The sequence below is a fragment of the Stenotrophomonas sp. YJH_SMC_6 genome (genome assembly GCF_059371335.1).
In genome coordinates, this window is record NZ_JCAFUM010000001.1 from 311,907 (window position 1) to 323,039 (window position 11,133).

General features: G+C 67.1%; 14 protein-coding genes and 1 pseudogene. 13 read left to right on the forward strand and 2 right to left on the reverse strand.

Annotated features, from left to right (window positions below):
- Nucleotides 1-47: 47 nt before the first annotated feature.
- On the reverse strand, nt 48-842 hold the full coding sequence (locus tag AC5P9N_RS01525; RefSeq protein ID WP_049451940.1) for a cytochrome C assembly family protein: 795 nt from the start codon (nt 840-842) through the stop codon (nt 48-50).
- 122 nt (nt 843-964) lie between these two features.
- Between AC5P9N_RS01525 and ffh the strand changes: the two genes are divergently transcribed.
- The 11 genes and pseudogenes from ffh (at nt 965) to AC5P9N_RS01580 (ending at nt 8,769) form a co-directional block, all read left to right on the forward strand.
- Entirely contained in the window at nt 965-2,341 is a 1,377-nt protein-coding gene (gene ffh, locus AC5P9N_RS01530; protein WP_005408591.1) for a signal recognition particle protein, read from the forward strand.
- A gap of 91 nt (nt 2,342-2,432) precedes the next feature.
- The gene (locus AC5P9N_RS01535; RefSeq protein ID WP_005412650.1) at nt 2,433-3,509 is read left to right on the forward strand and encodes an NAD(P)H-dependent flavin oxidoreductase; all 1,077 of its coding nucleotides are present in this window, start codon (nt 2,433-2,435) and stop codon (nt 3,507-3,509) included.
- Nucleotides 3,506-4,288 (forward strand): aminotransferase class IV family protein, encoded by a 783-nt coding sequence (locus AC5P9N_RS01540; RefSeq protein WP_099484363.1) that lies wholly within the window; start codon nt 3,506-3,508, stop codon nt 4,286-4,288. The genes AC5P9N_RS01535 and AC5P9N_RS01540 overlap by 4 nt, the downstream gene beginning before the upstream one ends.
- A gap of 29 nt (nt 4,289-4,317) precedes the next feature.
- On the forward strand, nt 4,318-5,019 hold the full coding sequence (locus tag AC5P9N_RS01545; RefSeq protein WP_229298714.1) for a suppressor of fused domain protein: 702 nt from the start codon (nt 4,318-4,320) through the stop codon (nt 5,017-5,019).
- Between the two features lie 186 nt (nt 5,020-5,205).
- On the forward strand, nt 5,206-5,466 hold the full coding sequence (gene rpsP, locus AC5P9N_RS01550; RefSeq protein ID WP_005408594.1) for a 30S ribosomal protein S16: 261 nt from the start codon (nt 5,206-5,208) through the stop codon (nt 5,464-5,466).
- A 44-nt stretch (nt 5,467-5,510) separates the two neighbouring features.
- Nucleotides 5,511-6,023 carry a ribosome maturation factor RimM gene (gene rimM, locus AC5P9N_RS01555; protein WP_005408595.1) on the forward strand — a complete coding sequence of 171 codons (513 nt, stop codon included), beginning with the start codon at nt 5,511-5,513 and terminating at the stop codon, nt 6,021-6,023.
- Nucleotides 6,024-6,031: 8 nt separating this feature from the next.
- Nucleotides 6,032-6,790, forward strand: a complete 759-nt coding sequence (gene trmD, locus AC5P9N_RS01560; protein WP_024956747.1) for a tRNA (guanosine(37)-N1)-methyltransferase TrmD — start codon at nt 6,032-6,034, stop codon at nt 6,788-6,790.
- 154 nt (nt 6,791-6,944) lie between these two features.
- Nucleotides 6,945-7,346: a 50S ribosomal protein L19 gene (gene rplS / locus AC5P9N_RS01565; protein ID WP_005408597.1), complete on the forward strand. Its 402-nt coding sequence runs from the start codon at nt 6,945-6,947 to the stop codon at nt 7,344-7,346.
- A gap of 82 nt (nt 7,347-7,428) precedes the next feature.
- Nucleotides 7,429-7,809, forward strand: coding sequence for a DUF6404 family protein (locus tag AC5P9N_RS01570; protein ID WP_099484365.1), 381 nt, complete (start codon nt 7,429-7,431; stop codon nt 7,807-7,809).
- An 80-nt stretch (nt 7,810-7,889) separates the two neighbouring features.
- Complete coding sequence (locus AC5P9N_RS01575) at nt 7,890-8,324, forward strand: DUF1801 domain-containing protein (RefSeq protein ID WP_062606757.1); 435 nt, start codon at nt 7,890-7,892, stop codon at nt 8,322-8,324.
- A gap of 38 nt (nt 8,325-8,362) precedes the next feature.
- Nucleotides 8,363-8,769: pseudogene (locus tag AC5P9N_RS01580) on the forward strand (DUF1801 domain-containing protein).
- A gap of 117 nt (nt 8,770-8,886) precedes the next feature.
- Here AC5P9N_RS01580 and AC5P9N_RS01585 read toward each other — a convergent pair.
- A complete protein-coding gene (locus AC5P9N_RS01585) occupies nt 8,887-10,347 on the reverse strand; it encodes an MATE family efflux transporter (protein ID WP_065183098.1) in 1,461 nt (486 codons plus the stop codon).
- A 62-nt stretch (nt 10,348-10,409) separates the two neighbouring features.
- Here AC5P9N_RS01585 and AC5P9N_RS01590 point away from each other — a divergent pair, with 62 nt between their 5' ends.
- Both AC5P9N_RS01590 and AC5P9N_RS01595 read left to right on the forward strand, forming a co-directional pair.
- Nucleotides 10,410-10,649 (forward strand): hypothetical protein, encoded by a 240-nt coding sequence (locus tag AC5P9N_RS01590; protein ID WP_099484366.1) that lies wholly within the window; start codon nt 10,410-10,412, stop codon nt 10,647-10,649.
- Between the two features lie 9 nt (nt 10,650-10,658).
- A complete protein-coding gene (locus AC5P9N_RS01595) occupies nt 10,659-11,066 on the forward strand; it encodes an RNA-binding S4 domain-containing protein (RefSeq protein ID WP_005408603.1) in 408 nt (135 codons plus the stop codon).
- Nucleotides 11,067-11,133 lie beyond the last annotated feature (67 nt).

Consider the following 11,133-nt stretch of genomic DNA (forward strand, 5'->3'; position numbering starts at 1 on the left):
ACTACCCGGTGATGTTGGGTGGGTGCCGACCGTTGGTCGGCACGCCTCTACCGCGTATGCCCGAACACCAGCTCGATCACGAACTGGCTGCCGAAGAAGGCCAGCAGCAGCAACAGCATCGCTGCCAGCGTCCAGTGCACCGCCTTCATGCCGCGCCAGCCGTAGCGGCGGCGGCCGACCAGCAGCACGCCGAACACGACCCACGACAGCACGCTCAGCACGGTCTTGTGCACCAGCTTCTGTGCCAGCAGGTCATCGACGAACAGCACACCGGTGACCAGGGTCAGGGTCAGCAGCGCGAAGCCGACGGTGATCACCCGGAACAGCAGTGATTCCAGGTCGGCCAGCGGCGGCAGCGCCCGCAGCCACGGCCGGAACTCGCGGCGACGCAGTGCGCGTTCCTGCAGCCACAGCATGATTGCCAGCAGCGCGGCGATGCTCAGCGTGGCGTAGGCCAGCAGCGCCAGCCAGGCGTGGCTGGCCAGACGCCAGCCCAGCACTTTGCTCGGTTCGTGGCCGTAGCCGTGGTAGGCCAGCAGCAGCACGGCAGCCAGCGGGAACACCACCACGCCCAGCGCCGACATCCGCCCGCGTGCGCCGACCAGCGAGGTCAGCCAGGCCATGCCCAGGCCGACCAGCGACAGCGCGGCGAAGAAGTGCATGTCCGGCCCGCCGTTGGTGCGCATCGCCACCATCACGTGGTAGCCGCCGTGCAGCAGCATCGCCGGCAGGGCGGGCCACAGCCAGGCGGGGGAGCCGGTGCTTTCATCGCGGCCAAGCGCACGCACCAGCAGGGCGCTGGCGGCCAGGTAGAGCAGGGCGGCGATGAGAACGATTAACATCGTTGCAGTTTCGCATACCCCTGCGGTGGTGGCGACGGCCCCGTGGTCGCAGCCCGGGGAGGGGAGCGGACCCGTTATACTGTCTGCCTTATTGTCCCCCGCTTTCAGACAGGTTGCGCCGCATGTTCGAGTCCCTGACCCAGCGCCTTTCCGGCACCATCGAGCGCCTGCGTGGCCGTGGCCGCCTGACCGAGGAGAACATCCGCGAGGCGACCCGCGAAGTGCGCATCGCGCTGCTCGAAGCCGACGTTGCGCTGCCGGTGGTGCAGGCCCTGATCGAGCGCATCAAGGTACGAGCGGTCGGCCAGGAAGTGCTGAAGTCGCTGACCCCGGGCCAGGCGCTGATCAAGGTCGTGCGCGACGAGCTGACCGCGGTGATGGGCGCCGAAGCCAGCGACCTGAACCTCAATGTGCCCGCGCCGGCCATCATCCTGATGGCGGGCCTGCAGGGCGCCGGCAAGACCACCACGGTGGGCAAGCTGGCCAAGCACCTGAAGGAAAAGCGCAAGAAGAAGGTGATGGTGGTTTCGGCCGACGTCTACCGTCCGGCCGCGATCGAACAGCTGAAGACCCTGGCCGAGCAGGTCGGCGTGCTGTTCTTCCCGTCCAGTGCCGACCAGAAGCCGGAAGCCATCGTCCGTGCCGCCATCGACGACGCGCGCAAGTCGTTCGTCGACGTGCTGCTGGTCGATACCGCCGGCCGCCTGGCCATCGACGAAGCGATGATGGCCGAGATCAAGGCCCTGCACGCTGCGGTGAACCCGGCCGAAACCCTGTTCGTGGTCGACGCCATGACCGGCCAGGACGCGGCCAACACCGCCAAGGCCTTCGGCGATGCCCTGCCGCTGACCGGCGTGGTGCTGACCAAGACCGACGGTGACGCCCGTGGCGGTGCCGCACTGAGCGTGCGCTACATCACCGGCAAGCCGATCAAGTTCGTCGGCGTCAGCGAAAAGCCGGAAGGCCTGGACGTGTTCCACCCGGACCGTATCGCCAGCCGCATCCTCGACATGGGCGACGTGCTGTCGCTGGTCGAGCAGGTCGAGCAGCAGGTCGACAAGGACAAGGCGGCCAAGCTGGCCGAGAAGGTCGCCAAGGGCAAGAAGTTCGACCTGAACGACATGCGTGACCAGCTCGAGCAGATGCAGAACATGGGCGGCATCGGCGGCCTGATGGACAAGCTGCCGGGCCTGGGCAACATCCCCGACCATCTGAAGCAGCAGGTCAGCCAGGGCAAGGAAGTGCCGCGCATGATCGCCATCATCAGCTCGATGACCAAGAAGGAACGGCGCAACCCGAACCTGCTGAACGGCTCGCGCCGCGCGCGCATCGCCAAGGGCTCGGGCGTGACGCCGGCTGACGTCAACAAGCTGATGAAGCAGTACATGCAGATGGAAAAGATGATGAGCAAGATGGCCGGCGGCGGCATGAAGGGCATGCTGCGCAGCATGAAGGGCATGATGGGCGCCATGGGCGGCCGCGGCATGCCGTTCCGTTGATGCAGCGACGGGGCCGGCGCGCATTGCGACGCGGCCCCGGTCACAATGACTGGCGTATGCTGGATGGCGACTTCTCCAACAGGTATGTCGCGTGAATGCATCGCCGATTCTTGAACGCGCCGACACCTTCTGTCGGCGTTTTTCATTGCAGCTTCCGATCCTGCTGGCACCGATGGCCGGTGCCTGCCCGGTGCCGCTGTCGGCTGCGCTGGCCAATGCCGGCAGCATGGGCGCGATGGGCGCGGTGTTGTCCTCTTCGGCCGATATCGGTCGCTGGATGGACGATTTCCGCGCCGCTTCGACCGGCCCGGCGCAGGTGAACCTGTGGGTGCCGGATCCGGTGCCGACCCGTGACGTTGCCGCCGAGGCTGCCAGCCGCGCCTTCCTGGCGCAGTGGGGCCCGGACGTGCCGGCCAGCGCCGCCGATGCCACGCCCGCCGACTTCGAAGAACAGTTCGCCGCACTGCTGGCCGCACGCCCGGCGGTGGCCTCGACCATCATGGGCGTGTTGCTGCCGCGCCACGTGCAGCAGTTGAAGGATGCCGGCATTGCCTGGATCGCCTGCGCGACCACCTTGTCCGAAGCGCGTGCAGCACAGGACGCCGGTGCCGATGCGGTGGTGGCGCAGGGCATGGAAGCGGGCGGCCATCGCGGTGCGTTCGATCCGGCGATGGCCGAGCGCCAGCTGGTCGGCCTGTTCGCGCTGCTGCCGCGCCTGGCCGATCACCTGCAGATCCCGGTGATTGCCGCCGGCGGTATCGCCGATGGCCGCGGTATCGCCGCCGCGCTCACGTTGGGGGCCAGCGCGGTGCAGATCGGCACCGCGTTCCTGCGCACGCCCGAAGCAGCGATCGCCTCGGCATGGGCCGATGGGCTGGCCGCCAGCGAACCGGAAGACACCTGGCCGACCCGCGCCTTCAGCGGCCGCCTGGGCCGCGGCCTGGCGACCGCCTATGTGCGCGCCGCTGCCGCAGAAGGCGCCCCGGCGCCACGCCCGTACCCGGTGCAGCGCGGGCTGACCGCGCCGATGCGCAAGCAGGCCGCGCAGGAAAACCGCCTGGCGGCGATGCAGGCCTGGGCCGGGCAGTCGGCGTGGATGGCGCCGGCACAGCCGGCCGCCGACGTGCTGCGTGGCATGTGGAGCCAGGCGCAGGCGCTGCTGCGATGACGGTGACCTGCAACGGTCTGCCGGCACAGGTCGAGGATCTGCTGCCGGCGCTGGTCAACTACGGCCATTTCACCTCGCTGCAGGTGCGCGACCACGCGGTGCAGGGACTGGACCTGCATCTGGCGCGGCTGTCACAGGCCACGCGTGCACTGTTCGGCAGCGAGCTGGATACGGTGCAGGTACAGACCTGGATGGCACAGGCCCTGCAGCAGGCCGGCCTGGCCGATGCCTCGCTGCGGGTGACGGTGTACTCGCGCCGGTTCGATTTCCGCAACCCGCTGGCGGCGGTGCCGGTGGACGTGCTGGTGGCAGTATCAGCGCCGGTGGCCCTGATCGCGCCCAAGCGTGTGCGCAGCGTGGTCTGGCAGCGCGAAATGCCGCAGATCAAGCACGTGGGCACGTTTGGCCTGTTCGCCGAGCGCCGCGCGGCGATGGCCGAAGGATTCGACGATGTGCTGTTCGTGACCGCTGATGGCGACGTGAGTGAAGGCAGCACCTGGAACCTGGCCGTGCACGATGGTGAACGGCTGCTCTGGCCGCAGGCGCCGGCCCTGCGCGGTACGGCCGAAGCGCTGCTGAAGCGGCATTGGCCCGATGCGCAGTTGACGCGGCCGTTGGCGCTGGCTGAACTGGGCAGTGTGAAGGCCGCTTTTGCCTGCAACGCCAGCGGCCTGTGGGCGCTGGAGGCCATCGACGGGCATCTCCTGCCAAGCTCGCAGGCGCTGGCTGAACAGGGCAGGGCGGTGCTGGCGGCTGTGGCTTGGCAGCCGCTTTCCTGAACGAGGCGCGTAGTTGGCGATCGCTGGGCATGGCCGGACGCTACCTTGAAGCGTTGCAGTCGGTAGCGCCGGGGCCATGCCCGGCGGATGCGTCCGCAGCGAACAACACTCAGGAGTTCCAATCAGATATGGGTACGGTCACCGAGCAGCATCGCGCGGTAGCGATGCACGCAATCAAGGTCATGGGCGCTGAGGGGCGGCCCAAGGTCCAGACCTTTCACGATGATCATCGCCTACGTTCGGTCGATATCCTCACGACGTTCAGCTCTCCGGAAGCAGGGCTGAAGTCCATCTCGTCCATCGGCCTATCGGATTCTGTGTTACGTCATGCGGAGGGGCACGAACTGGAAACGCGCGTCGAGCTGTGTGCGTGCGCAGAACAGGACGCGCTGCACTGGGACAACGTCGTCGCCTCGACGGCTTTCGCGATCCTGCGCGATCGTGCGGCGGTGCAGCCCGGTAGCGTGATTCCCGACATCCTGCGGGACTACTTCCCGTCGACCCGGATGCCGCACGTCTATCTGGTGCCGCCCTTCTTCTGGAATGACGCCAGGTTCCCGGGGCTGCAGTTCCCGCCGGTGGCCATCAACTGGCTGCAGTGCATCGCCATCCACGAATCCGAGCGGCAACTTGTCGAGCGGATTGGCGGCGATGCATTTGACGACCTGCTGCAGCGGCACGAGGTAGATGTGCTGGACATGCATCGGGCGCCGGTAGCTGGAGCGCTCTGACGCTATCGCCCCGGGAATCTTGGAGGGGCGGTCGGAGGTTGATCACTTAGCTGAACGAAAGTGGCGAGGCATAGCACTGCGCTACCGTGAAGATGGATACAGCCCGGGGTTGGCTCGGCCGGGCTCTGCCGCTATAATCGCCCGCTTACCTCGCCATCCTGGCGACTGGGCAATAGGAAAAACACCATGGTCAAGATTCGACTGACCCGCGGCGGCGCCAAGAAGCGTCCGTTCTACCACATCATCGTCACCGACGTGCGCAGCGCGCGCGACGGCCGCAACATCGAGCGCGTTGGTTTCTACAACCCGGTCGCCCAAGGCGGCGAGAAGCGCATCGAGCTGGACCTGGCCCGCGTTGACCATTGGGTCAAGAACGGCGCCCAGCCGACCGACAAGGTCCGCAACCTGATCAAGGAAGCGACCAAGTCCCAGGCCGCTGCGGCCTGATCCTGACGGGCCACGCTTCGGCGTGGCCCTCTTGGTTGAAGCAGATGAAAGATATCGAGCGCCGCATCCTGCTGGGCAGGGTTGTCGGCGCTTTTGGTGTGCGCGGCGAGATCAAGCTCGAGTCCTGGACCGAGCCACGTTCCGCCATTTTCCGTTACCAGCCGTGGATCGTGCGCAGCCCGTCCGGCGTGGAAACCACAATTGAAGGTGTGCGTGGCCGCGACAGTGGCAAGCACCTGGTCGCCCGTTTCCCCGGCGTCGAGGACCGCGATACCGTCGAAGCGATGCGCGGCACCGAGATCTACGTGGCCCGCAGTGCCCTGCCACCGCCGAAGCCCGATGAGTATTACTGGGTGGACCTGGAAGGCCTGGACGTGAAGACCACCGAGGGCGTTGCCCTGGGCCAGGTCTCGCACTTGTTCAGCACCGGCGCCAACGACGTGGTGGTGGTCCGGGGTGACCGCGAGCGGATGATTCCGTTCGTGCAGCCGGACTTCGTCAAGTCGGTCGATTTCGAGGCCAACCTGGTCGTGGTCGACTGGGATCCCGAGTTCTGAGTGTGAGCATGCGTTTCGACGTCATCACCCTGTTCCCCGAGTTCCTCGCCCAGTCCGCTGGACTGGGCGTGGTCGGGCGCGCGCAGGAGAAGGGATTGTTCAGCCTGCATGGCTGGAATCCCCGTGATTACGCCGAAGGCAACTACCGCCGGGTGGACGACCGTCCGTTCGGTGGCGGCCCGGGCATGGTGATGCTGATCGAGCCGTTGCAGGCCTGCCTGCAGGCGATCCGCGATGCTGATCCGACCCCGGCGCGGGTGATCTACCTCAGCCCGCAGGGGGCGCCGTTGACCCAGGCCAAGGTGCGGGAACTGGCGGCATTGCCGCGCATGGTCCTGCTCTGTGGCCGCTACGAGGGCATCGACGAGCGTTTCCTGGAAGCCAATGTCGACGAGGAAATCTCCCTCGGCGACTACGTGCTGTCGGGTGGCGAGCTGGGTGCCGCGGTCATCATCGACGCCGTGGCCCGCCTGCAGGACGGGGCCCTGAATGACGCTGAATCAGCGGCCCAGGACAGCTTCGAAGGTGATCTGGGCCTGCTCGACTGTCCGCACTACAGCCAGCCGGCCCAGCACCCTCTGGGCGACGTGCCGGACGTGCTGCGCTCAGGCAACCATGCGGCCATCGCCGCGTGGCGCCGCCAGCAGTCGCTGGTCCGTACCGCCCAGCGGCGCCCGGACCTGCTGGATGAACAGGCGCTGGGCAAGGCCGACCGCACGCTGCTGGAACAGGGCCGTCAGGCCCAGAAACAGAAGGCCGACCCCTAGCGCAGGGCCGGCTTTATCGGCTATCATGGCCAATTACCGCCAGCCTAGGCCGGCGCGCGCAGTACCCACAACAAACGTGCAGCACAGTCCGGTGACTGCATGAGCCCACGTTGTCTACATGACACGCCCACCCGAACAAGAATCGGTGTAACCCATGAGCAAGCTGAACAAGTCCATCGTTGCGGAATTCGAATCCGCCCAGATCACCCGTGAACTGCCGAAGTTCAGCCAGGGCGACACCGTTGTCGTCAACGTGAAGGTGAAGGAAGGCAGCCGCGAGCGCGTGCAGGCCTACGAAGGCGTCGTCATCGCCACCAAGAACGCCGGCCTGAACTCCTCGTTCACCGTGCGCAAGATCTCGCACGGCTACGGCGTCGAGCGCGTGTTCCAGACCCACAGCGCCATCATCGACTCGGTCGAAGTGAAGCGTCGTGGCAAGGTCCGCGCCGGCAAGCTGTACTACCTGCGTGGCCTGGAAGGCAAGGCTGCCCGCATCAAGGAAGACCTGGCTGCCGCTGCTGCCGCCAAGGCTGCCCGTCTGGCCGAAAAGGCCTGATAAACAACTTCGGTTGTTGCCGCGACGGCCACCTTCGGGTGGCCGTTTGCGTTTTCGGCAGCGCATCGGCCACGATCAGGTGATGAACGACATCAACCCGCGCTATCCCGCCGTGATCCAGTCGGCGTTGCGCTTCCTCGACGGCAAGGGATTGGCGCGTGTGCAGTCGGCGCCGTTGCTGCATCGCCTGCTGTGGCGCATGGGCATCGCACTGCCACCGCCGATCCTGGTCGGCTTCGGTACCAATGCGCTGGTGCAGGGCCTGTTGTTCGGGCTGTTCTGGACCGCGCTGATGTGGCTGATGCTGTGGCAGGGCAGTGAGCGTCCGCTGGCGCTGCTGCTGGTGGCCGGGCTGTTGGCCGGAGCGCTGTTCGGCATGGTGATGGCGGCGCTGATGCGCGCGCTGCGCCGGCACCGCAAGCTGCCGGAGTGGCGCCAGTTCCGCGCGGGGCAGGCGGACTGAGCCGATGGCGCACTGCGCCGTGACCGCCCGGCACAGGCCGCGGTAGGCTGCCGGCATCATCCCGATGGACGTGCCGTGCGATGCCTGCCAAGCGAACCGCACCTTCCGCTGCGCACAAGCTGTTGTCAGGCGGTAATCCGCAGATCGCCAAGGGCGAGGGCGATGCCACGGTACAGGCCTATATCGCGGCGATGCCGGACTGGAAGCGGCCGATCGGCGCACGGCTGGATGCGCTGGTCGAACAGGCCGTACCCGGGGTGCACAAGGCGGTGAAGTGGAACTCGCCGATGTATGCGGTGGCCGCGGGCGAAGGCTGGTTTCTCAGCTTCCATTGCTTCACCCGCTATATCAAGGTGGCGTTCTTCCGCGGCGCTGCGCTGAAACCGGTGCCGCCGGAGCCGTCCAGGAGTGCCGATACGCGCTACCTGCACATTGCACAGGATGGCGTACTGGATGAAGCCCGGTTTCTTGACTGGGTGCGCCAGGCCGCGGCATTGCCCGGCGAACACATGTAAGCCCACCGTTCTGATCTCCTTGCCGACGAGAGCCGCTGATGGCCACGCATGCACCCAACCCGGCTGATGCCGGAACCCCGGCCGCCGAACTGATCGATGCGCGCATCGCCGAACTGGGCGACTGGCGTGGCGAAGCGCTGGCACGCGTGCGTGCGTTGATCCAAGAGGCGCTGCCCGACGTGCAGGAAACCTGGAAATGGCGGGGTACACCGGTGTGGGAGCACAACGGCATCCTGTGCACCGGCGAGACCTACAAGCAGGCGGTGAAGCTGACGTTTGCCAATGGCGCGGCGCTGGCCGATCCGAAGGGCCTGTTCAACGCCAGTCTGGAGGGCAACACGCGCGCGCGATCGATATCCATGAAGGCGCGATGCCGGATGCCGCCGCGTTCAAGGCGCTGATGCGCGCGGCGGCCATGTTCAACGCGGCGAAGAAGAAGCGGTAGAGCCGGCCGCTGGCCGGCTGTGCCGCGATGCTGCTGGAGAGGTGTGAGGTTGCCGGCCAGCGGCCGGCACTACCGTGGCGTTCACTGGCCCATGAGGTTGCCGGCCCGCGGCCGGCACTACCGCAGCGGTGCGGCATCCGGGTCGGCCACCGGCGACGGCGGGCAGGCCGGAATTTCCGAGGGCGTGGCCAGTTCCTCGGCGTGCGAGGGCTTGCTGATCATCTTCGCCTTGCGCCAGCCGCCCCAGCGGTAGTACGCCAGCGACAGCAGCATCGAAACCAGCGAGCTGACCGGGAAACTCCACCAGATCGCATCGGCGCCCCAATACGGCTGCAGCAGCTCGGCGAACGGCACGCGCACGCCCCACAGCGAACCAGCCAGGATCAGCAGCGGCGGGATCACCGCGCCGGTGGAGCGCACCACGCCGGAGATCACGAAGCTGACGCCGAAGAACAGGAACGAGCCGATCACCACGTGGTTGAGGTGACGGGCAATGTCCAGCGCCTGGCTGGCCGGCGGCAGGAACAGGGCCAGCAGCTGGCGATCGAACAGGACCAGCGGCAGGATCAGCGCGCCGGTCAGCAGGAAATTGAACAGCACGCCCTGGCGTGCGGTGCCGCGTACGCGGTCCCAGCGCTGTGCACCGACGTTCTGCGCCGCCATCGAAGAGCACGCCGCGCCGATCGCCATCGCCGGCATCTGCAGGTAGTTCCACAGCTGCAGGGAAGCGCCGTAACCGGCGGCGGTGTCGGTGCCGTACTGGTTGACCATGGTCATCAGCAGGATCACCGACAGCGAGATCAGCACCATCTGCAGGCCCATCGGCACGCCCTTGAGCACCAGCGCTTTCAGGATGGTCAGGTCGAGCTTGAACAGGCGCATGTCGGCGCGGCCCAGCCACAACGTGTGGCGCTTGTGCCGCATGTACAGCAGCAGGCCGGCCAGCGACAGCGTCTGCGCGACGAGCGTGGCCCAGGCCGAGCCGGCGATGCCCAGCGCGGGGAACGGCCCCATGCCGAAGATCAGAACCGGGTTCAGCACGATGTCCAGTGCCACCGACACCATCAGGAAACGGAACGGTGTGCGCGAGTCACCGGCACCGCGCAGCGCGGCGGTGAGGAAGGCGAACGCATACAGCGTCGGCATCGCCAGGAAGATGATCTGCAGGTAGGCCTCGGCCAATGGCAGCGAGGCGGCCGGCGTGCCCATCGCCGCCAGCAGCGGATGGGCCATGAACCAGCCGGCGATGGCGATGATCACCGACAGGCCGATGAAGAAGGTGGCGCTGGTACCCACCACGCGCCGCGCCTGCGCGATGTCGCGCGCGCCGATCGCTTGGCCGATCAGGATGGTCGAGGCCATGCCGAAGCCGAACACCGAGCCGATCAGGAAGAACATGATGTTGTTGGCGTTCGCGGTGGCGGTCAGTGCCGCCTCGCCGAGGAAGCGCCCGACCCAGACCGCATTCACCGAACCGTTCAGCGACTGCGCGATGTTGCCGGCCAGGATCGGCAGGGAAAACAACAGGAGATTGCGGCCGATCGGGCCGGAGGTCAGGTCAAGCGGCGCTTTGGCCATGGAGTGGTGATCGAATCCCGGGAGGCGCACACTAGCACCAAGCCGGTTTGCAGGATGTGGCAATGCATCAACGACTGCAGGTGAAGCGAAGCCTGGCGCTGGCCTTGATCGGCGCCGCGCTGGCCGCATGTTCGACAGGTGACCGGCTGGGCGATACCCAGGTGCGGCCAACCGACCGCCCCGAGTGCCTGGTCGGCAGCCAGCGCCAGGATCTTTCCGCCGGCGTTCCCACCCTGATCGGGGGCAGTGGCTGCCGCACCGACCCCGACAACCCGCGTCCCCTGAACAAGCGAACGGAGTAGTCCCTGCCGATGACCGAGCTTTCCCCGCTGTCGCCCAGTGTCCGCCTGGACATCTGGCTGTGGGCGGCCCGTTTCTTCAAGACCCGCAGCCTGGCCAAGCAGGCCATCGAGACCGGCAAGGTCAGCGTCGCCGGGCAGCGCCCGAAATCCTCACGCGCAGTGCGCGTCGGTGAGCAGCTGCAGGTCGACCGCGGCGAAGAGCATTTCGAGATCCAGGTGCTGGGCCTGAGCGACCAGCGCGGGCCGGCGCCGACGGCGCAGCAGTTGTATGCTGAGAGTGAGGCCTCGAAGGCGCGCCGTGCCGAACAGCGCGCGTTGCGCATCGCGGCGCGCGATGGTTTCCAGCCGCCGGAGCACAAGCCGGACAAGCGCGCACGGCGGTTGATCCGTGCACTGGGCGATATCGACGCGTTGTGATGCGGTCCGGCCTCGCTAATGGCGAGACCGGCTGCTTGACGGCGGACGGCAGCCTGGCGAGCGTTGC